The organism is Ruminococcus sp. AF31-8BH, assembly GCF_003460605.1.
In the GTDB taxonomy this organism is placed as follows: domain Bacteria; phylum Bacillota; class Clostridia; order Lachnospirales; family Lachnospiraceae; genus Blautia_A; species Blautia_A acetigignens.
In genome coordinates this window covers 148,484-169,489 of record NZ_QTVN01000006.1, presented here as the reverse complement: position 1 = coordinate 169,489, position 21,006 = coordinate 148,484, and the positions used below count along the sequence as shown (strand labels likewise).

The following is a 21,006-nucleotide window of genomic DNA, read 5'->3' as shown; positions in this document are numbered from 1 at the left end:
AATTTCTCCATTTTGTGTTATACTTACCCCGATTATAAGTTTTTAGAGGAGATTTTACTGGAGGGAAAAAATTTATGTGTGGAATTGTAGGTTATGTAGGAGATGAGCAGGCGGCACCGATTTTGCTGATGGGACTTTCCAAGCTGGAGTACAGAGGCTATGACTCAGCAGGTATTGCGGTGCGCAATGAAGTGACAGACAAGATCGCCATTGTGAAGGCCAAAGGACGCCTGAAAACTCTGGTGGAAAAGACGGACGGCGGTTCCGCTGTGCCGGGTACCTGCGGTATTGGACATACCCGCTGGGCAACTCACGGGGAGCCTTCTGAGACCAATGCCCATCCTCACTGCACAGATGACAGATCTGTGGTTCTTGTTCATAATGGAATTATTGAGAACTATCAGGAACTGAAGGCGAAGCTCCTTCGTTCCGGCTATACATTTTATTCACAGACCGATACAGAAGTGGCTGTGAAGCTGGTAGATTATTACTATAAGAAAACAGGAACGCCTCTGGAGGCAATTTCCAGAGCCATGCTGCGTATCCGCGGTTCCTATGCTTTTGGCGTGATGTTTAAGGATTATCCGGGCAAACTGTTTGCTGCCCGTAAGGATAGTCCGCTGATCATTGGCCAGAAGGATTCCGGATGCCTGATCGCATCGGATGTTCCGGCTATTCTGGATCAGACAAGAAGAGTTTATTATATTGGCAATCTTGAGATTGCAGAGCTTTCCCGTGATGAGATCCATTTCTATAATATCGACCGCGAGGAGATCCAGAAGGATGTTGTGGAGATCCAGTGGGATGCGGCAGCAGCAGAAAAAGGCGGATATGAGCACTTTATGCTCAAAGAGATCCATGAGCAGCCGAAGGCAGTTCAGGATACTATTGGTGCTTATGTGAAAGACGGACATGTGGATCTGTCTGAGACAGGCCTTACCGATGAGAAGCTGGCTTCTCTTAAGAGAATTTACATTGTTGCCTGCGGTTCCGCTTATCACGTTGGAATGGTTGGCAAATATGTGATCGAGTCCATGGCAGGAATTCCGGTTGAGGTGGATGTGGCTTCTGAGTTCCGTTACCGCAATCCAATCCTGGCAGAGGATTCCATGGTTGTGATCATTTCCCAGTCCGGTGAGACTGCAGACAGTCTGGCTGCTCTTCGCCTTGCCAAGGAGAGAAATGTGCCGGTACTTAGCGTTGTCAATGTGGTTGGCTCCAGCATTGCAAGAGAGAGCGATTATACGCTGTATACTTATGCAGGACCGGAGATTTCCGTTGCGACTACCAAGGCATATAGCACACAGCTGATCGCTATGTATCTGCTGTCTATCCAGAGTGCTTTTGTCCAGGGAAAACTGGAGGAGAGCTGTGTGTCTGAGCTTCTTGCTGAGATGGAGACACTGCCGGATAAGATCAGCAAGGTGCTGGATGACAAAGAGCGTATTCAGTGGTTTGCAAGTAAATATGCAAATGCTCATGATATTTTCTTTATTGGAAGAGGCATCGACTATGCCATCAGCATGGAGGGAAGCCTGAAAATGAAGGAGATCAGCTACATTCATTCTGAGGCGTATGCAGCTGGCGAGCTGAAGCATGGAACCATCAGCCTTGTGGAGGATGGTACTCTGGTAATCGGCGTGATGACCCAGAAGGATCTGTTTGAGAAAACTCTGAGCAACATGGTTGAGGTTAAGAGCCGTGGAGCTTATCTGATGGGACTGACCAGCTACGGCAACTACAGCATTGAGGATACTGCTGATTTCTCAGTCTATGTTCCGAAAACAGAGAAATACTTTACAACCAGCCTTGCGATTGTGCCGCTGCAGCTGATGGGATACTATGTCAGCGTTGCCAAAGGTCTGGATGTGGATAAGCCGAGAAACCTGGCGAAGTCGGTGACGGTAGAATAATATGATGTTAGGGGGCCAAGTTCAAACGCCTTATCATGCAAGCATGAACGGCTTTTTAATCTTTTGCCCCTGATATCATAATATAATATTTGAGCGAAATTTGGTTTCATGGTATCATTATTTGAGATAGTTGATACCATGGGACCATTTTTATTATGGAAGTTGAGCAGTATGAAAAGACATATTATAATCGGCACGGCGGGGCATATTGATCATGGGAAAACTTGGCTGGTGAAGGCCTTGACAGGGACAGATACGGATCGGCTTGCGGAGGAGAAAAAGCGGGGGATTACCATTGAGAATGGATTTGCCTTTTTGAAGCTTCCGAATGGGGAAGAGGCCGGGATCATTGATGTGCCGGGACATGAGAAATTTATAAAAAATATGCTGGCAGGAGCTGGCGGAATCCACATTGCCATGATGGTGATTGCGGCGGATGAAGGGGTGATGCCTCAGACACGGGAACATCTGGATATTCTTTCATTGCTGGGAATTCGAAGAGGCGTAGTGGTGATTACCAAGGGAGATCTGGAATGGAAGCCGGGACTGAGAGAAGAAATTCAGATGTTCGTGGCGGGAACTTTTCTGGAGAAAGCGGCAGTGGTAGTGACCAGTGCAGTGGACGGAAGAGGGATTGAGGACCTTCAGCGAATTCTGTGGCAGATGTGTCTGGAAGAGACGCAAGGAGGAGATTATGCGCAGAGAAATGCTTCTGTGAACAGTTTTCGGCTTCCAATTGACCGTGTGTTCTCCTTAAAGGGTTTTGGCACGATTGGGACGGGGACGTTATTGGATGGGGCACTGGATATGGATTCAAGCGCCATGTTGTATCCAAAGGCCCAGCTGGTGAAAGTTCGAGGAATCCAGGTTCATGGGCAGAATGTAAGCCGTGCTTTTCCGGGACAGCGTGTGGCGGTGAATTTGGCAGGAATTGGGAAAGAGGAGATTTCCAGAGGAGAAATCCTGGCGGCCGCAGATAGCATGGAGAGTACGATGATGGCGGATGTCAAACTGAGATTGTTGAAAAGCGGACATCGGTCTTTAAAAAGCGGCGCGAGGGTACATTTGTACCACGGAGCGGCAGAATTGATCTGCAAGGTGATTTTGCTTGACAGAGAAGTGATGAAACCAGGGGAAGAAGCTGTGGTGCAGCTTCGCATGGAACAGCAGACTGCGATGAAAGCTGGTGATCATTTTGTGATTCGGTTTTATTCGCCGGTGGAAACTATCGGCGGAGGCGTGGTGGAAAATCCAAATGCGTTGAAACGGAAGAGAAGGCGAAAGCTGGGAGCAGAACGTCGTTTTCAAACAAGTTCTGACACCGATTTGAGTAAAGAGATGTCCGGGAATGGAGCAAAGCTTGTTCCGGCACAAATCAATAAAACAAACAGTATAGAAACTGCAGGGAAAAATTACGATCTAAATGATAACAATATTAACAAAAACAAAGAGAATGAATTGGAAAGTACGCCCATATTTATCAAAATTCAGAATCTATATTTAAATTCGGGTTTTATCCCGCCTTTGACAGATGAGGTGAAGTCCGATTTTTCCAGGGAGAAAGAATTTTCAGCAGTTTTTTTCAAAATGGTGCGAAGCGGTGTGCTGGTGCGATATGATGAGAAACATTATATGCATCGGGATATTCGAAAGAAAGCATTGGATATGGCGGTTACATTATATAAGGAAAAGGGCGTGATCAAAACCGGAGAATTTCGTGATCAGCTGGGGATATCCAGAAAATGTGCAATCACGCTGCTGGAAGGCTTTGACAGGGACAGAATTACCAGGATGACAAATGGGGAACGAATATTAATTACTCGTATATAATTTTCAGCTGTTGTCGTTAGTTTGGAATATATTTAATTTTATATTGTGAAAAGACAGCGCAGTTATAATAACAAAAATGTGTTGTGCGACATACAGAAGATCTTTGTGAATGCTTTTTTGCATTTTTATTTGGCGGGAACATATGGGAATCGAACCCATCCGGGACGGGATTAGCGCCCCACACTGGTTTTGAAGACCAGGAGGCACACCGGCACCTATCTGCTCCCGAAGTGAGTATAACCAAGTTAGCCCGCTCAGTCAAGTCACGAAGTGAAGAGTAATCCAAAGTTTGGCATTGACTTACCGGGGGCAGTACAGTAGAATAGTATTATTCGGGATAGTGTAAGATTCTGTGATTTTGCGTGTCCCGATTATAATGGATATTTTCACATTAACGAAGTACAGTGCTGAAGAGATGTTGCTGCCTGGAAAAGATGCAGTAACTGAAATCCAAGAGGAGAAGAATATGGCAGAGACAGTTAGAGTAGTAGTAGATGCCATGGGCGGGGATAACGCCCCGGCAGAGCCTGTGAAGGCAGCTGTAGAAGCTGTTACAGAGAGAGATGATATTGTAGTGATCCTCACTGGTAAGCAGGAAGTAATTGAGAGTGAGCTGAGTAAATTTCAGAATTACCCCAAAGAAAGAATTCAGGTGGTAAATGCCACAGAGGTGATCGAGACTGCAGAACCTCCGGTGGTTGCAATCCGTAAGAAGAAGGATTCTTCCATTGTGGTAGGCCTGAACCTTGTGAAGAAGCAGGAAGCAGATGCTTTTGTTTCCTCCGGAAGCTCAGGAGCGATTCTGGTAGGCGGCCAGGTGATCGTAGGCAGAAGCAAGGGCGTGCAGCGTCCGCCTTTGGCACCGCTGATTCCCACAGAGAAAGGCGTTTCTCTTCTGATCGACTGCGGCGCCAATGTAGATGCAAGACCAGACCATCTGGTGCAGTTTGCCAAGATGGGATCTATCTACATGGAAGACGTTGTGGGAATCAAGAATCCCCGGGTAGCCATTGTAAATAACGGCGCAGAGGAAGAGAAAGGCAACGCCCTTGTAAAGGAGACATTCCCTCTTCTGAAAGAGTGTCCGGGAATCAATTTCATCGGAAGCATTGAGGCAAGGGATATTCCAGCTGGTTATGCAGATGTAATTGTCTGCGAGGCCTTTGTGGGAAATGTGATCCTGAAGTTGTATGAGGGACTTGGAAGTACTTTCATGAAGATGATCAAGAGCGGTCTTATGAAGGATACCCGCAGCAAAGTAGGTGCACTTCTGGTGAAGCCGGCCATCAAGGAGACCATGAAGGCATTTGACGCAAGCGAGTACGGCGGAGCTCCGCTTCTGGGACTAAAGGGACTGGTTGTGAAGACACACGGCAGTGCCAAGGCTGTAGAAATCCGCCACGCCATTTTCCAGTGCGTACAGTTCAGACAGCAGAAGATCAACGAGAAGATCGCAGCGCACATGGTAGAAGAAACACAAAAAGCAGAGACACCAAAAGAAGAGGCATAAAAGCTTTATATGCTGCCAGTGCGCAGTGCATAAGGCAGAAAGTAAAGAGATACTGGCAGCCTGAATATGATACATGATTTTTTTCTGACATCAATTTCACAGCAAAGACCTGCTGTGAGATAGTAAGGAAGTGGCTGCTGGAAACTTTTTTGAGTTTTCCAGACAGCACTGCATCAGAACATATTCGGATTGCCAGAGGGAAGGAAGTTAATTATGGAAAAAAAGTTAAAAGCATTGGAAGCACGGATCGGTTATGAGTTTAAGAACAGGAATCTTCTGATTCTGGCGCTGACACACAGCTCCTATGCAAATGAGAAGAAGCTTGGCAAGGTAGGCTGCAACGAGCGTCTGGAGTTTCTTGGAGATGCAGTTCTTGAACTGATCAGCAGTGATTTCCTTTATAAGAAATACATTCAGATCCCGGAAGGAGAGCTGACCAAGAAGAGAGCCAGCCTGGTATGTGAGCCAAGTCTTGCTTACTGTGCAAGGGATTTTGGACTGCCCCAGTACCTGCTTCTTGGCAAAGGTGAGGATATGACTGGCGGAAGAAACCGTGACTCTATCGTTTCCGATGCAACAGAGGCTCTGCTTGGAGCTATTTATCTGGACGGTGGTTTTGCTAGCGCAAAGGAGTTCGTTCTGAAATTTATCCTGAACGATCTTGAGAACAAGCAGCTCTTTTATGATAGCAAGACCATCCTGCAGGAAATCGTACAGGAGAAGGGAACCCATCTTGTGGAGTACCGCCTTATGAAAGAGGAAGGACCGGATCACAACAAGAGCTTTACTGTGGATGTTCTGGTCAGCGGCCAGGTGATGGGGACAGGCGTTGGCCATACCAAGAAAGCTGCCGAGCAGGAAGCTGCTTATCAGGCAATCCGCAAAATGAAAGCATAAAAGCGGATTTCCTATAACAATAATGACAAGGATTCGAATACATGTATTTAAAAAACATTGAAGTGCAGGGGTTTAAGTCCTTTGCACAGAAAATCAATTTCGAATTTCATAACGGAATTACCGGAATCGTAGGACCTAACGGAAGCGGAAAAAGCAACGTAGGCGATGCGGTCCGCTGGGTTCTTGGCGAGCAGAGTGCCAAGCAGCTGCGAGGCGGGAACATGCAGGACGTTATTTTTTCCGGAACAGAGACCAGAAAGCCCTTAAGCTTTGCCTCTGTGGCCATCACCCTTGACAACAGCGATCACAAGCTTCCGGTTGATTTTAACGAAGTCACAGTTACCAGGCGGCTTTACCGTTCCGGGGAAAGCGAGTACCTGATCAACGGAAGTGCCTGTCGTCTGAAGGACATCAATGAGATGTTTTATGACACCGGTATTGGAAAAGAAGGCTATTCCATTATCGGTCAGGGGCAGATCGACAAGATCCTAAGCGGCAAGCCGGAGGAGCGCCGGGAGCTGTTTGATGAGGCTGCCGGAATCGTAAAGTTTAAGCGCCGCAAGAATACCACCATCAAGAAGCTGCAGGACGAGCAGGCCAACCTGGTGCGTGTAACCGATATTTTAAGCGAGCTGACCAGACAGTTAGGTCCATTGGAGCGCCAGTCTGAGACTGCCAGAATTTATCTTGCCAAACGAGATACCCTCCGGGAACTGGATGTAAACTGTTTCCTTGTGGAAAACGAGAAAACCAGCCAGGAACTGAAGGAACTGGACGGAAAGAACACCCGGGCGGCAGAAGAACTGGAAGAGAACCAGAAAGCCTACGACCAGACCAAGGTGGAGTACGACCGTCTGGAAGAGGAACTGGAGAAGCTTACCAGCCAGATGGACCAGCTTCGGGAGGATACCCAGAATAAGGCAATCCGCAGGCAGCAGCTGGATGGCGAGATTAAGGTTTTAAGAGAGCAGATCCTTGCAGGCGTGCAAAATGAAGAGCACTACAAGAATCGTCTGCAGACCATTGAAGCAGATTTAAAGGAGCGCCAGACTTCTTTAGAGAGCCAGGAGCAGGAGAAATCCCAGCTCCATGCAGCCCTTCTTCAGGCAAAGAAGCGCCAGGGAGATGAGGAGGAGCGCCTTTCCAATATTCAGGCGCAGATTGAAGAGTGCACCCAGGCAGTGGAGAACGGCAAGAATGAGATCATTGAACTTCTCAATTCCCGTGCCACCACAAAAGGAAAAGCCCAGCGTTTCGATACCATGATGGAGCAGATCGATATCCGAAGAGCCGGAATCAGCCAGAGACAGCTTCATTTGAAAACTGAAGAGGCAGAGCAGCACACCGAGATGGAGAAGGCCCGGGAGAAATTCCAGGGAATCACCTCTCTTATTGAAGAAATGAATGCAGAGTGCCAGCGCCTGGATGATGAAGTACATAAGCTGACCAGTGAATTAAAGCAGCAGAACAGCCAGATGGAGATCGGCCAGAGTGCCTATCACCGGGAAGCATCCAGACTGGAATCTTTGAAGAATATTACAGAGCGGTATGATGGATACGGAAACAGTATCCGCCGCGTCATGGAGCAGAAGGACCGTGCACCTGGAATCAAAGGTGTTGTGGCGGATCTGATTCAGGTAAATAAGGAATACGAGATTGCGATTGAGACAGCTCTTGGAGGAAGCATCCAGAACATTGTCACAGACAACGAGCAGACTGCCAAGCAGATGATCGAGTTTCTGAAAAAGAACCGTTTCGGACGCGCTACGTTCCTTCCTTTAAATAGTATTAATACCAAGAGCAGTTTTACCCAGAGAGAAGCGCTGAGAGAGCCGGGAGTGATTGGCCTTGCCAGTGAACTGGTGTCAACAGGGCCGGAATACACTGGTCTTGCAACCTATCTTCTAGGAAGAGTTCTGGTGGTGGATCATATTGACCACGCCATTGCCATTGCAAGAAAATACAGGCACAGCCTGCGCATGGTAACGGTAGAGGGAGAATCCTTCAATCCAGGCGGTTCCATGTCTGGTGGTTCTTTTAAGAACAACAGCAACCTTCTGGGACGCCGCCGTGAGATTGAGGAACTGGAATCCAGCGTCAAAGCATTGAAAAAAGACATGGATGACATGCAGAAATCCATCAATGACAACAGAAGCAAGCGCAATGTAATCCGTGATACCATCGCAGATCTGCAGGAAAAGCTGCGCCAGCAGTACGTTGCTCAGAACACTGCGAAAATGAATATGAACCAGGTGGAAGCCAAGACAAAGGAAATCCAGGCTGGCTATGGCGAGATCCAGAGAGAACAGATGGAGATCCGCCGCCAGATCGAGGAGGCCAAGGCAGACCACAATAAAATTGCAGAAGAATTGAAGGCTTCCGAGCAGGATGAAAAAGAGCTGGAAGCTTTTATCCAGACCAGGCAGAAAGAATTGGAAGAGTGGAAAACAGAGGAGCAGGAGGTTTCAAAGAAACTGGAATCCCTTCGTCTGGAAGCCAGCACCGCACAGCAGAAAGAAAGCTTTGCATCTGAGACTCTGGATCGTCTGAATCATGAGATGGAGGCTCTTCGTCAGGAGGAAGGGGATATTCATGAGACTCTTACCCTTGGCAGCGAGGAGAACCAGAAGAAGCGCCAGTCTGTGGAAGACCTGGAAGCTGTGATCAAAACTTTAGGGGAAGAGGAGACGAAGGCGAGAGCCCAGCTGGAGAGCTGGCAGGCTGTAAAGGATGAGAAGAACACCAGTCACAAAGCCTTTTTCGAAAAGCGTGATGAACTTTCCGGCAAGATTTCCCTTCTAGATAAGGAGTGCTACCGTCTGAAAAGCCAGATGGAGAAGCTGGAAGAGCACAGGGAAGCCCAGATTTCCTATATGTGGAACGAATATGAAATCACGCCAAACAATGCCCTTCAGTACAAAAAGGAAGAGCTTACAGACCTGAACGCCATGAAGCGGGACATTGCCCAGGTAAAGGACGAGATCCGGAAGCTTGGAAATGTAAATGTAAATGCCATTGAAGAATATAAGGAAATTTCCGAGCGTCACGCGTTCCTTTCCGGACAGTATGAGGATCTGAAAACAGCAGAAGCCCAGCTGGAAAACATTATCCAGGAGCTGGATGAGGGAATGCGCAGGCAGTTTACCGAGAAATTCCAGGATATCCAGAAGGAATTTGACAAGGCATTTAAGGAGCTGTTTGGCGGAGGAAAGGGTACTCTGGAGCTTGAGGAGGATGTGGACATTCTGGAAGCTGGAATCCGTATTATTTCCCAGCCTCCGGGCAAAAAGCTCCAGAATATGATGCAGCTTTCCGGTGGAGAGAAGGCGCTGACTGCCATTGCCCTTCTTTTTGCCATCCAGAACCTGAAGCCATCTCCCTTCTGTCTTCTGGACGAGATCGAGGCAGCTCTTGATGATTCCAACGTAGGTCGTTTTGCGGGTTATCTTCAGAAGTTGACGAAGAACACCCAATTTATTATAATAACACATAGGCGTGGTACTATGAATGCCGCAGACCGGCTTTATGGTATTACCATGCAGGAGAAAGGCGTATCTGCACTGGTTTCCGTAGATTTAGTAGAGAACCAGCTTACGCAGTAAAAGGAGGAGAGCAAATGGCAGAGGAAAAGAAAGGCTTTTTTAAAAGACTTGTCAGCGGCTTGACAAAAACAAGGGACAACATTGTGGCAGGATTTGATTCTCTTTTCACAGGCTATTCTACCATAGACGATGATTTTTATGAGGAACTGGAAGAGATCCTGATCATGGGAGACATTGGAATCAATGCCACCACAGCGATTCTGGAGCGGTTGAAGGAACAGGTGAAAATCCGCAATATCAAGGATCCAAGAGAGTGCAAGGAGCTTCTCATTGATACCATCAAGGACCAAATGACGGTGGACAGCACCGAGTATGAATTTGAGAACCGCAAATCCGTGATCCTTGTGATTGGAGTAAACGGCGTTGGTAAAACAACTTCCGTTGGAAAACTTGCAGGCATGCTGAAGGATCAGGGCAAGAAAGTCATTCTTGGCGCAGCGGATACCTTCCGTGCGGCAGCAGGGGAGCAGCTGACTCAGTGGGCAAACCGTGCAGGCGTGGAAATCATCGGCGGCCAGGACGGCGCAGATCCGGCATCTGTTGTTTATGATGCAGTGGCAGCAGCCAAGGCACGAAATGCGGATATTCTGATCTGTGATACTGCAGGAAGACTTCATAATAAGAAGAACCTGATGGAAGAGCTTCGCAAGATTTACCGTATTCTGGAAAAAGAGTACCCGGAGGCTTATCTGGAAACTCTGGTTGTTCTGGATGGAACTACCGGACAGAATGCGCTTGTGCAGGCAAGACAGTTTGCGGAAGTGGCAAATGTAACCGGAATCATTCTTACCAAGCTGGACGGTACAGCCAAGGGCGGTATTGCAGTTGCAATCCAGTCTGAGCTGGATATTCCGGTGAAGTATATCGGAGTGGGCGAGAGCATTGACGATCTGCAGAAGTTTGATGCGAATTCTTTTGTGGACGCGCTGTTTGATATCCACCCGGAGGAAAATTAAGAAATCATTGAGAGGAAAATAAAAAATGCTTACATTAGAGAGTTTTGAAGAAGCGGCAGAAATTGTTAAGCAGGTAACCCAGGAGACCAAGCTGGTGAAAAGCAGCTATTTCTCTGAACTGACCGGAAACAAGGTATTTTTTAAACCGGAGAACATGCAGAGAACAGGCGCATACAAGGTGCGCGGAGCTTATTACAAGATCAGTACTCTTTCCGATGAGGAGAGAAGCAAAGGGCTGATTACAGCTTCCGCAGGAAACCATGCACAGGGTGTTGCCTATGCCGCACATAAATATGGTGTGAAAGCAGTGATCGTAATGCCGACCACCACACCGCTTATTAAAGTAGAGCGCACCAAAGGATACGGCGCAGAGGTAATCCTTCACGGTGATGTTTACGATGAAGCCTGTGCTTATGCACTGGACCTGGCAGAGGAAAAAGGCTATACCTTCATCCATCCTTTTGATGATCCGGCTGTTGCAACCGGTCAGGGAACCATCGCAATGGAGATCATTCAGGAGCTTCCTCTTGTAGACTATATCCTGGTACCAATCGGTGGAGGCGGACTTGCAACAGGTGTTTCCACACTTGCCAAGCTGCTCAATCCTCACATTAAAGTTATCGGTGTTGAGCCAGCCGGAGCAGCCTGCATGAAAGCTTCCCTGGAAAAGGGCGAGGTTGTAACCCTTCCTCACGTAAATACCATTGCAGACGGTACTGCAGTTCAGACTCCGGGATCCCATATTTTCCCATATATCCAGGAGAACCTGGATGGAATCATTACCATCGAGGATGATGAGCTGATCGTTGCTTTCCTTGATATGGTTGAGAATCACAAGATGATCGTGGAGAACTCCGGTCTTCTGACAGTTGCAGCTCTTCGTCATCTTGATTTCAAGAACAAGAAAGTCGTTTCCATCTTAAGCGGCGGAAATATGGATGTGATCACCATGTCTTCCGTTGTACAGCATGGTCTGATCCAGCGTGACAGAATCTTTACCGTATCTGTTCTGATCCCGGATAAGCCAGGTGAGCTGGTACGTGTGGCTTCCATTATCGCAGAGAATCAGGGAAATGTTATCAAGCTGGATCACAACCAGTTTGTAAGCACCAACCGTAATGCGGCTGTGGAGCTGAAGATCACTCTGGAGGCATTTGGTACAGACCATAAGAATCAGATCGTGAAGGCACTTGAGACTGCAGGCTGCAGACCGAAGGTGATCCGCGCAAGCTTATAAAAATAAGGAGTATACCCACTATGAAAAAAGTAATTTTGACAGGTGACCGTCCAACAGGACGTCTTCATGTCGGACATTATGTAGGCTCATTATCTGAGCGTGTAAAACTGCAGAATTCCGGCAATTATGATGAGATTTATATTATGATCGCAGATGCCCAGGCTCTTACAGACAATGCAGAGCATCCGGAGAAAGTACGCCAGAACATTATCCAGGTTGCACTGGATTACCTGGCTTGCGGCATTGACCCGGACAAATCCACTATTTTTATCCAGTCCATGGTTCCGGAACTTACAGAGCTTACCTTCTATTATATGAATCTGGTTACAGTAGCCCGTGTTCAGCGTAACCCAACTGTAAAATCTGAGATCCAGCAGCGTAATTTTGAAGCCAGCATTCCGGTAGGATTTTTCTGCTATCCGATCAGCCAGGCAGCAGATATTACCGCTTTCCGCGCAACGGCAGTTCCGGTTGGGGAGGATCAGCTTCCAATGCTGGAGCAGTGCAAGGAAATCGTGCACAAATTCAACACCGTATACGGTGAGACTCTTACAGAGCCTGAGATCGTGCTTCCTTCCAACAAGGCATGCCTGCGTCTGCCAGGTATTGACGGCAAAGCCAAAATGAGCAAATCCCTTGGAAACTGCATCTACCTTTCTGACGAGGCAGATGAGGTGAAGAAAAAAGTTATGTCCATGTTCACAGACCCGAACCATCTTCGTGTTCAGGATCCTGGAAATGTAGACGGCAACCCGGTATTCATTTATCTGGATGCGTTCTGCAAGCCAGAGTATTTCCCGGAATTCCTTCCAGATTATCAGAACCTGGATGAGCTGAAGGATCATTACAAGAGAGGCGGACTTGGAGATGTGAAGGTTAAGAAGTTCCTGAACAATGTTCTCCAGGCAGAGCTTGGACCGATCCGCGAGCGCCGTAAAATGTGGGAGCAGCGAATCCCGGATATTTACGACATCTTAAGAGAGGGCAGCAAGGTAGCAGAGGCGAAAGCCGCTGAGACTCTGAAGGATGTAAAGGCGTCCATGAGAATCAATTACTTTGATGACGACAATCTGATTCACTGATCATTCGATTACTATTTGGCTGGGAATTGTGCCGGGATGCTATTCCTGAAGAAATCTGGAATGCATTTTGGTTCACAACTGTAAGGTATGAAACAGTTACAATTCCCGGCTTTTTACATGCTGCAGAAAAATTATTTTTGCATGGAAAGTAAAATAATTCAACTTGTAAAGAAAAAACACTTGACACACACCGCGAAATAAGGTATGATACCCAAGGTGATAACGAATGGAAAAGTTTGTAGAACGTACTTTGCTCTATGATTTTTACGGAGAGCTTCTTACGAAGAGACAGCAGCAGATCTACGAGAGTGTAGTTCTGGAGGATTATTCCTTAAGTGAGGTTGCAGAAGAACTGAATATCAGCCGTCAGGGCGTACATGATATGGTCAGACGCTGCGACAGGGCGCTGGAGGGATATGAAGAGAAGCTGCATCTGGTTGAGAAGTTTGTGAATATCCGGGGACAGGTACAGAAGATCCATGAGCTTGCATCCGGGTATCACGCGGATGATATCGTGGCAATATCCAATGTGATTTTAGAGGAGTTATAATTCATGGCATTTGAAAGCTTGACAGATAAACTTCAGAATGTATTCAAGAAGCTTAGAAGCAAAGGCCGTCTGACAGAAGAGGATGTTAAGATTGCTCTTAAGGAAGTTAAGATGGCACTCCTTGAAGCGGACGTTAACTTCAGAGTGGTGAAGCAGTTCACCAAATCTGTACAGGAACGTGCGGTTGGACAGGACGTTATGAACGGACTGAATCCAGGCCAGATGGTCATCAAGATTGTAAATGAAGAGCTGGTTAATCTTATGGGAAGCGAGACTACAGAACTTCCGATCAAGCCTGGCAATGACCTTACCGTGCTTATGATGGCAGGTCTCCAGGGTGCTGGTAAGACCACCACCGCAGCCAAGCTTGCAGGTAAGATCAAGTCCAAGGGTAAGAGACCTCTTCTGGTAGCCTGTGATGTATACAGACCCGCAGCGATCACACAGCTGCAGGTGAATGGTGAGAAGCAGGGCGTAGAAGTCTTTACCATGGGTGATAAGCAGAGCCCGGTGGACATTGCCAAGGCAGCCATTGCACATGCCAAGGCCAATCAGCAGAATGTAGTGATCATTGATACAGCGGGCCGTCTTCATATTGATGAGGATATGATGCAGGAACTTGCTGATATTAAGTCTAATATTGAGGTGGATGCTACAATCCTTGTAGTTGATGCCATGACCGGACAGGACGCAGTCAATGTAGCCCAGACTTTCACAGAGAAGGTTGGAATCGACGGCGTGATCCTGACCAAGATGGATGGTGACACCCGAGGCGGTGCAGCCCTTTCCATCAAAGCCGTAACCGGCAAGCCGATCCTGTATGTAGGTATGGGAGAGAAGCTTTCCGATCTGGAGCAGTTTTATCCGGAACGAATGGCATCCCGTATCCTTGGTATGGGAGATGTAATGAGCCTGATCGAGAAGGCGGAGGCAGCTGTTGATCAGGAAGCAGCCCAGGAAATGTCCAAGAAGCTGAAGAAGATGGACTTTGATTTCAATGACTATCTTACCAGCCTTGAGCAGATGAATAAGATGGGCGGCATTTCCAGTATCCTGAACATGCTCCCTGGTATGGGAAGCAAGATGAAGGATGTGGAGAGTATGATCGATGAGAAAGCAATGGACAGAACCAAGTCCATTATCCTTTCCATGACTCCGCAGGAGCGCTCCAATCCGGGAATCCTCAATGTTTCCCGCAAGAACCGCATTGCAAGAGGCGCTGGTGTGGATGTTGCAGAAGTCAATCGCCTTGTGAAGCAGTTCGAGCAGAGCAAGAAGATGATGAAGCAGATGCCGGGCATGATGAACGGCAAAATGGGTGGTAAAAGAGGCGGCTTTAAGCTTCCCTTTTAGATAAACAAACTAAATTAAACTAATAAAGAGAAATCAACTGGAGGAAAATTAAAATGGCAGTAAAGATCAGATTAAGAAGAATGGGACAGAAGAAAGCACCTTACTATAGAATCGTTGTTGCAGATTCCCGCAGCAAACGTGACGGAAGATGTATCGAGGAGATCGGAACATACGATCCAAACCAGGAGCCAAGCGTATGCAAGGTTGACGAAGAAGCAGCTAAGAAATGGCTTGCAAACGGTGCTCAGCCTACAGAAGTTGTTGCTAAGATCCTCAAACAGGCCGGAATCGAGAAATAAGAAGTATCTCTCAGGGGGTATTTCTGTAACGTCCAGATTAGAGCCTTTTGATATGCTCTAGGACAGATCAGGGAGGTGTGTAATGAAGGAATTAGTAGAAGTAATTGCAAAATCTCTTGTTGAAAATCCGGACGAAGTAGTCGTTACCGAAACAGAAAAGGATGACGCAGTTGTCATTGAGCTGAAGGTAGGACCATCTGATATGGGTAAGGTGATCGGACGTCAGGGCAGAATCGCCAAGGCAATCCGTACCGTAGTAAAAGCGGCTTCTTCCAAAAGCAGCAAAAAAGTGATTGTAGATATTCTGCAATGATAAGCAAGATATAATGGTGCAGGAGCTGTGGAAACATGGCTCCTGTTTTTACATTGGAAGTCTGTTACAGCAATTAAGAAGAACTGGCTTTCCATTATTCAGTTATGCAGAGGAGTTTTGAATGGAAGATTTATTAAAGGTTGGAGTAATTACAACCACTCATGGCGTAAGAGGGGAAGTGAAGGTATTTCCTACCACTGATCCGGAGCGCTTCCTGGATCTTGAATATGTGCTTCTGGATGCCGGCAGAGAGATGAAGAAGCTGGAAATCCGGAATGTGAAGTTTTTTAAGAATCTTGTGATCCTGAAATTTAACGGGATCGATAACATAAATGATATTGAAATGTACAAAGGCAGAGACCTGTGGGTTCCCCGTGAGGAAGCGCAGGAATTGGATGAGGACGAATATTACATTGGCGATCTGATCGGCATGGAAGTGGTTCTGGAGGACAATACACATTTCGGAACCCTGAAGGATGTTATGGAGACTGGCGCCAATGATGTTTACGTAGTAGAGCTTCCGGACCATCAGGAAGTACTTCTTCCGGCGATCAAGGAGTGTATCCTTGACGTGGATCTGGAGAAAAATGTGATGACAGTACATTTGATGAAAGGACTTTTGTAAATGAATTTCCATGTTTTGACCCTTTTTCCGGAAATGATCCAGAATGGAATGAACACCAGCATTACAGGCCGTGCCATTAACGCAGGGATTCTCTCTGTAGAAGCGGTGAACATCCGGGACTATGCTTTTAACAAGCATCAGAAGGTGGATGACTACACATATGGCGGCGGAGCTGGAATGCTGATGCAGGCAGAGCCGGTTTACCTGGCCTATGAGGCCATTGCCCAAAAGGCAGGGAAACGCCCCAGAGTGGTTTATCTCACGCCCCAGGGACAGGTGTTTAACCAGCAGATGGCCCGGGATATGGCAAAAGAGGAGGACCTTGTTTTCCTCTGCGGTCATTATGAGGGAATCGATGAGAGAGTTCTGGAAGAGATTGTGACGGATTATGTGTCCATCGGAGATTATGTGCTCACAGGCGGCGAGCTTCCGGCCATGGTTATGATGGATTCCATTTCCCGTATGGTTCCGGGGGTGCTCAGCAACCAGGAATCTGGCGAGACAGAGTCTTTCGCAGGAAATCTTCTGGAATATCCCCAGTACAGCCGTCCGGAAGAGTGGCATGGGAAAAAGGTTCCGGAGGTTCTCATGTCCGGTCATCATGCAAATATAGAGAAGTGGCGCAGAGAGCAGTCCATTATCCGTACTGCGAAAAGACGCCCGGATCTGCTGAAAAAGGCAGACCTTACCAACAAAGAATGGAATTTTGTGCGGCAGTTGAAAAAGCAGTGGAAAGAGGAGGAATCCAAAGATGAGAACATCTGATTTTTACTATGAGCTCCCCCAGGAGCTGATTGCCCAGGATCCGCTGGAGGATAGAAGTTCTTCCAGACTTATGCATCTTTCTATGGCAGATGGAAGCATTGAACATCGCCATTTCAGGGATATACTGGACTATCTGAACAAAGGGGATACTTTGGTGATCAACGACACTAAGGTCATTCCGGCAAGACTTTACGGACACAAGGAAGAGACTGGCGCTGTGATTGAGATCCTGCTTCTGAAAAGAAGGGAAAATGATATCTGGGAGTGCCTGGTGAAGCCTGGCAAAAAGGCTCGTCCAGGTGCGAAGATCACATTTGGTGACGGCATTTTGAAGGGCGAGATCATTGATGTGGTTGACGAGGGCAACCGCCTGATCCAGTTTCATTATGAAGGGATTTTTGAGGAGATTCTGGATCAGCTTGGCGAGATGCCGCTGCCTCCTTATATTACTCATAAATTAAAGGATAAGAACCGTTACCAGACCGTTTATGCTAAGCATGAGGGCTCTGCAGCAGCGCCTACAGCAGGACTGCATTTCACCAAAGAACTGCTGGAACAGGTGAAGGCAAAAGGGGTAAACATTGCCCATGTTACTCTTCACGTAGGACTTGGAACCTTCCGCCCGGTGAAGGTGGATGATGTGGAGCAGCATCACATGCATTCTGAGTTTTATATAGTGGAAGAGGACCAGGCGAAGCTGATCAACGACACCAAGAAAAACGGCGGCCGGGTGATCGCAGTTGGAACTACCAGCTGCCGTACACTGGAATCTGCCACAGGAGAGGATGGAATCCTGAAGGCTGGAAGTGGCTGGACCGAGATTTTCATCTATCCAGGCTACAAATTCAAGATGATCGATGGCCTGATCACCAATTTCCACCTGCCGGAATCTACCCTGGTTATGCTGGTGTCCGCTCTGGCTGGGAAAGAGAATATTATGCATGCCTATGAAGTGGCAGTGCAGGAGAGGTATCGGTTCTTCTCCTTTGGAGATGCGATGTTGATACTTTAAAAAATAATTTTTTAACGGAATAAGACCCCAGAGCTGCAACTCTGGGGTCTTTTGCTGTTACATATGGCTTTTGGTCTTTGTTGTTTAGCTATATTATAGCATACGTAGTTTATATTTTCAATATGTATTTTCTGTATCAATCCAGGAGCTTCTTTCCTGGATTTTTTCCATGATTCGGGTTTTCTCGTCGCCTTCTGCGGGAGTGGGCTGATAGTTGTTGTAGTCAGAGGCAGAGGAGATGGAGCAGGGGATGATGTTGGTTACGTTATCATCCTGCACGCCATCATTTGTGATAGTGAAGGTCTGCTGGAAGATCATGGTGTCCATGTCGCTTGGGGAGGAATTGCCGCCGAAGCAGAAGTTTCCAAGGCTGTACACAATATTTTTGCCCTTGTACTCCTCAACGCCTTGAAGCACATGAGGATGATGACCGCATACCAGGTCGGCTCCAAGGTCGATGGCAAGTCTGCCCAGGGTGGTCTGGTTGGAATCCGGAACGGTTTCTTTTTCATTTCCCCAGTGGAAAATGACGATAACCAGTTCGGCGCCCTCATCTTTTACCTTATTAATATTGTCCTCCAGCTGCTGTTTACGCTCCAGGTGGTCGTTTAGCTCATAAATTCCTATAAGACCGACTTTCACCCCTTTTACGTCCATAACAGCAGTTTCATCATAGCCAAAGTGAACGATTCCTTCGGCGTCCAGTGCGTCCATAGTGTCCTGGAAGCTCTGCTCGCCGTAATCATGGCTGTGGTTGTTGGCTGTATTTACCGCTTCCACAGAGCTGCAGGAGTAAATTCCGGAAAAGGAAGCAGGGGCCTTGAAGGCGAAGGTTTTGTCCTCGCGGTCATAGCTTTCGGTGAAGGTTCCCTCGTTGTTGGCGATAGTCAGGTCATCGGCCTCGAAAATGCTTTTTACATTCTGGAAAAAATATTCCTTTCCATAGCTTTCGAAATATGCGTTCAGGCTGGTATCGTAATCGAAATTTTCATCTGTGCCAAGGGTGCAGTCACCAACCACGCTGACGGTGAGGGTAACAGGGGTGTCGTGGGAGGCTTTGGCCGTTCCAGCTGCGGAATCTGAATTCTCGCTTTCTCCGTTCGCGGAAGCTTCACTATCAGCAGTACTCGAAGCGGCAGCTTGGGTATCGGAAGTGGTGTCAGCGTTTGCAGCGGATTCGTTTTTGACATTGGAAGAATCAGCGGTCTTAGCCTGTCTGGACATGCAGCCGCGTACGATCAGAACGATTACGACCAGCAGCAAAACGCCGCCAATGGCTGCATAAATTCTCCGCAGCAGCTGCTGACGCCGACGATAATATCTGGATTTTCTGTATAAATTCTTTTTCTTTTGCATACGTTTATCCTTATCTGGTATTTGGTGTGAACCGGAAACTGTGTAAAAAGGTCGCTGGATAGTCAGAAGGGCAAAAATCCAAAGGTTTCTGTAAAATAGTCCGGTGAATTTTTGCCCTGTTGGGTATGGTATTTTGCGGGTATTTTATCTGAAGAACTTATCGTAATAACCCATTACGAAAATCAACAGAACGATAAGCGGCAGTACATAGGTGAGATATGGACGTGCCCATTTTGGAAATTTAACACCGTTTCCAAGATCCGCCTCTTTGATGAAGTTGTCCCATCCCCATCCATAGCGGGTAACGCAGAACAGCAGGTAAACAAGGCTTCCAAGGGGAAGCAGGTTGTTGGAGATAATGAAGTCCTCCAGGTCCTGAATGGTGCTTCCTGCGCCAAGCGGCTGAAAACCGCTCCATACATTGAATCCAAGCACGCATGGCATGGACAGAATGAAAATGGCGATACCGTTTACAGCAACGGCTTTTTTACGGCTCCATCCCCACAGATCCATGGCAAAGCTTAAGATATTTTCAAATACGGCAATGATGGTGGAAAGAGCCGCAAATGTCATGAAAATAAAGAACAATGCGCCCCAGAAGCGTCCTCCCATCATCTGGTTAAACATGTTGGGCAGTGTTACGAACACAAGTCCAACACCCTGTGTAGGACTTACGTTGTAAGCGAAGCATGCCGGGAAAATAATAAGGCCGGCCATCAGCGCTACGAAGGTATCCAGAATTCCGATCTGGATGGATTCGCCCATAAGGCTGCGTTCTTTGTCGATGTAGCTTCCGAAGATCGCCATAGCACCGATTCCAAGGCTCAGGGTGAAGAATGCCTGTCCCATAGCAGCGTAGATACCGGAGAGCAGTCCGTTTTCTTTCAGACGGCCAAAGTCCGGAAGCAGGTAGAACTTAATGCCTTCGATTGCCCCTGGAAGGGTACAGCTCTTGATACAGAGGACTACCATAATGGTAAGAAGACAAACCATCATAACTTTGGTAATACGCTCAACGCCTTTCTGCAGTCCCATGCAGCAGGTGCCAAAGCCAAAAGCGGTTACGACTACCATCCAGAAGGTCATTTCCCCTGGATTGGAAAGCAGGGTGTTAAAGACATTTCCGACACCGTCTGTGTCAAGACCTGTGAAGGTTCCGCTTGCTATTTTGAAAAAGTATGCAAGCATCCAGCCGCCTACTGTGGTGTAGAACATCATCAGCATGTAGTTGCCGAGCATGGCACCGTAGCTGTAAAGGTGCCATTTGGTGCCTTTGGGCTCAAGGAGATGGAAGCTTCTGGCAGCGGATTTGCGGCTTGCGCGGCCGACTGCAAATTCCATAACCATGATGGGCAGTCCCAGGATTACCAGGAACAGAAGATAGATCAGTACGAAGGCAGCACCGCCGTACTGGCCTGTGATGTAAGGGAAGCGCCATACATTACCGATGCCGATGGCGCAGCCGGCTGAGATCAGGATAAATCCCAGCCGGGATGAGAATTTTTCACGTTCTTTCATATCGATTTCCTTCCTCTTTTTGTATGAATGAACTCTGTAAAAATGTGGGACGAACGTGTTTTTACAGATGAACACACCTTTCAATAGTATAAGAAGAAAAAGGGATTTCGTCAATAAATTTCTTGAAAAAGAAGGGAGAAATGGTACAATAAGGTGACTGTTCACTGGTAATGTTCCGCGAGGTGTTT

Annotated in this window: 17 protein-coding genes and 1 tRNA gene; 15 read left to right on the top strand and 3 right to left on the bottom strand. The window is 47.3% G+C overall.

Annotated features, from left to right (window positions below):
- Window positions 1-74 precede the first annotated feature (74 nt).
- Complete coding sequence (gene glmS, locus DWZ38_RS09505; protein WP_117852039.1) at window positions 75-1,913, top strand: glutamine--fructose-6-phosphate transaminase (isomerizing); 1,839 nt, start codon at window positions 75-77, stop codon at window positions 1,911-1,913.
- 171 nt (window positions 1,914-2,084) lie between these two features.
- Window positions 2,085-3,743, top strand: a complete 1,659-nt coding sequence (selB, locus tag DWZ38_RS09500; RefSeq protein ID WP_178105309.1) for a selenocysteine-specific translation elongation factor — start codon at window positions 2,085-2,087, stop codon at window positions 3,741-3,743.
- A 130-nt stretch (window positions 3,744-3,873) separates the two neighbouring features.
- Here selB and DWZ38_RS22225 read toward each other — a convergent pair.
- Window positions 3,874-3,970 (bottom strand) — tRNA-Sec (locus DWZ38_RS22225).
- Between the two features lie 239 nt (window positions 3,971-4,209).
- Here DWZ38_RS22225 and plsX point away from each other — a divergent pair.
- The 13 genes from plsX to queA all read left to right on the top strand — a co-directional run bounded on the left by plsX (window position 4,210) and on the right by queA (window position 17,944).
- Complete coding sequence (plsX, locus tag DWZ38_RS09495) at window positions 4,210-5,253, top strand: phosphate acyltransferase PlsX (RefSeq protein WP_021925991.1); 1,044 nt, start codon at window positions 4,210-4,212, stop codon at window positions 5,251-5,253.
- Between the two features lie 213 nt (window positions 5,254-5,466).
- The gene (gene rnc, locus DWZ38_RS09490) at window positions 5,467-6,150 is read left to right on the top strand and encodes a ribonuclease III (protein ID WP_021925990.1); all 684 of its coding nucleotides are present in this window, start codon (window positions 5,467-5,469) and stop codon (window positions 6,148-6,150) included.
- A gap of 41 nt (window positions 6,151-6,191) precedes the next feature.
- Complete coding sequence (gene smc / locus DWZ38_RS09485; RefSeq protein WP_117852033.1) at window positions 6,192-9,752, top strand: chromosome segregation protein SMC; 3,561 nt, start codon at window positions 6,192-6,194, stop codon at window positions 9,750-9,752.
- Between the two features lie 14 nt (window positions 9,753-9,766).
- Window positions 9,767-10,708 (top strand): signal recognition particle-docking protein FtsY, encoded by a 942-nt coding sequence (gene ftsY / locus DWZ38_RS09480; protein ID WP_021925988.1) that lies wholly within the window; start codon window positions 9,767-9,769, stop codon window positions 10,706-10,708.
- Between the two features lie 25 nt (window positions 10,709-10,733).
- Complete coding sequence (gene ilvA, locus DWZ38_RS09475) at window positions 10,734-11,945, top strand: threonine ammonia-lyase (RefSeq protein ID WP_117852029.1); 1,212 nt, start codon at window positions 10,734-10,736, stop codon at window positions 11,943-11,945.
- 20 nt (window positions 11,946-11,965) lie between these two features.
- Window positions 11,966-13,027, top strand: a complete 1,062-nt coding sequence (gene trpS / locus DWZ38_RS09470; RefSeq protein WP_117852024.1) for a tryptophan--tRNA ligase — start codon at window positions 11,966-11,968, stop codon at window positions 13,025-13,027.
- 226 nt (window positions 13,028-13,253) lie between these two features.
- Window positions 13,254-13,577 (top strand): YlxM family DNA-binding protein, encoded by a 324-nt coding sequence (gene ylxM / locus DWZ38_RS09465; RefSeq protein ID WP_117852021.1) that lies wholly within the window; start codon window positions 13,254-13,256, stop codon window positions 13,575-13,577.
- A gap of 3 nt (window positions 13,578-13,580) precedes the next feature.
- Window positions 13,581-14,930 (top strand): signal recognition particle protein, encoded by a 1,350-nt coding sequence (gene ffh / locus DWZ38_RS09460; RefSeq protein ID WP_117852018.1) that lies wholly within the window; start codon window positions 13,581-13,583, stop codon window positions 14,928-14,930.
- 53 nt (window positions 14,931-14,983) lie between these two features.
- Window positions 14,984-15,229 (top strand): 30S ribosomal protein S16, encoded by a 246-nt coding sequence (rpsP, locus tag DWZ38_RS09455; protein ID WP_117852013.1) that lies wholly within the window; start codon window positions 14,984-14,986, stop codon window positions 15,227-15,229.
- An 82-nt stretch (window positions 15,230-15,311) separates the two neighbouring features.
- The gene (locus DWZ38_RS09450; protein ID WP_021926512.1) at window positions 15,312-15,542 is read left to right on the top strand and encodes a KH domain-containing protein; all 231 of its coding nucleotides are present in this window, start codon (window positions 15,312-15,314) and stop codon (window positions 15,540-15,542) included.
- 121 nt (window positions 15,543-15,663) lie between these two features.
- On the top strand, window positions 15,664-16,167 hold the full coding sequence (gene rimM / locus DWZ38_RS09445) for a ribosome maturation factor RimM (protein ID WP_021926511.1): 504 nt from the start codon (window positions 15,664-15,666) through the stop codon (window positions 16,165-16,167).
- Window positions 16,168-16,200: 33 nt separating this feature from the next.
- On the top strand, window positions 16,201-16,932 hold the full coding sequence (gene trmD, locus DWZ38_RS09440) for a tRNA (guanosine(37)-N1)-methyltransferase TrmD (protein WP_347519308.1): 732 nt from the start codon (window positions 16,201-16,203) through the stop codon (window positions 16,930-16,932).
- Entirely contained in the window at window positions 16,919-17,944 is a 1,026-nt protein-coding gene (gene queA, locus DWZ38_RS09435) for a tRNA preQ1(34) S-adenosylmethionine ribosyltransferase-isomerase QueA (protein ID WP_021926509.1), read from the top strand. Before trmD ends, queA begins: the two co-directional genes overlap by 14 nt.
- 117 nt (window positions 17,945-18,061) lie before the next feature.
- Here the strand turns inward: queA and DWZ38_RS09430 are convergent, their stop codons facing one another.
- Together DWZ38_RS09430 and DWZ38_RS09425 are read right to left on the bottom strand one after the other, a co-directional pair.
- Entirely contained in the window at window positions 18,062-19,300 is a 1,239-nt protein-coding gene (locus tag DWZ38_RS09430) for a CapA family protein (RefSeq protein WP_117852002.1), read from the bottom strand.
- 144 nt (window positions 19,301-19,444) lie between these two features.
- Entirely contained in the window at window positions 19,445-20,818 is a 1,374-nt protein-coding gene (locus DWZ38_RS09425) for a sodium-dependent transporter (protein WP_021926507.1), read from the bottom strand.
- Between the last annotated feature and the right edge of the window lie 188 nt (window positions 20,819-21,006).

Bases quoted from the DNA above. Each gene is read 5' to 3' on its own strand.
- glmS (WP_117852039.1), top strand. From the start codon at position 75: ATGTGTGGAATTGTAGGTTATGTAGGAGATGAGCAGGCGGCACCGATT.
- selB (WP_178105309.1), top strand. From the start codon at position 2,085: ATGAAAAGACATATTATAATCGGCACGGCGGGGCATATTGATCATGGG.
- plsX (WP_021925991.1), top strand. From the start codon at position 4,210: ATGGCAGAGACAGTTAGAGTAGTAGTAGATGCCATGGGCGGGGATAAC.
- rnc (WP_021925990.1), top strand. From the start codon at position 5,467: ATGGAAAAAAAGTTAAAAGCATTGGAAGCACGGATCGGTTATGAGTTT.
- smc (WP_117852033.1), top strand. From the start codon at position 6,192: ATGTATTTAAAAAACATTGAAGTGCAGGGGTTTAAGTCCTTTGCACAG.
- ftsY (WP_021925988.1), top strand. From the start codon at position 9,767: ATGGCAGAGGAAAAGAAAGGCTTTTTTAAAAGACTTGTCAGCGGCTTG.
- ilvA (WP_117852029.1), top strand. From the start codon at position 10,734: ATGCTTACATTAGAGAGTTTTGAAGAAGCGGCAGAAATTGTTAAGCAG.
- trpS (WP_117852024.1), top strand. From the start codon at position 11,966: ATGAAAAAAGTAATTTTGACAGGTGACCGTCCAACAGGACGTCTTCAT.
- ylxM (WP_117852021.1), top strand. From the start codon at position 13,254: ATGGAAAAGTTTGTAGAACGTACTTTGCTCTATGATTTTTACGGAGAG.
- ffh (WP_117852018.1), top strand. From the start codon at position 13,581: ATGGCATTTGAAAGCTTGACAGATAAACTTCAGAATGTATTCAAGAAG.
- rpsP (WP_117852013.1), top strand. From the start codon at position 14,984: ATGGCAGTAAAGATCAGATTAAGAAGAATGGGACAGAAGAAAGCACCT.
- DWZ38_RS09450 (WP_021926512.1), top strand. From the start codon at position 15,312: ATGAAGGAATTAGTAGAAGTAATTGCAAAATCTCTTGTTGAAAATCCG.
- rimM (WP_021926511.1), top strand. From the start codon at position 15,664: ATGGAAGATTTATTAAAGGTTGGAGTAATTACAACCACTCATGGCGTA.
- trmD (WP_347519308.1), top strand. From the start codon at position 16,201: ATGATCCAGAATGGAATGAACACCAGCATTACAGGCCGTGCCATTAAC.
- queA (WP_021926509.1), top strand. From the start codon at position 16,919: ATGAGAACATCTGATTTTTACTATGAGCTCCCCCAGGAGCTGATTGCC.
- DWZ38_RS09430 (WP_117852002.1), bottom strand. From the start codon at position 19,300: ATGCAAAAGAAAAAGAATTTATACAGAAAATCCAGATATTATCGTCGG.
- DWZ38_RS09425 (WP_021926507.1), bottom strand. From the start codon at position 20,818: ATGAAAGAACGTGAAAAATTCTCATCCCGGCTGGGATTTATCCTGATC.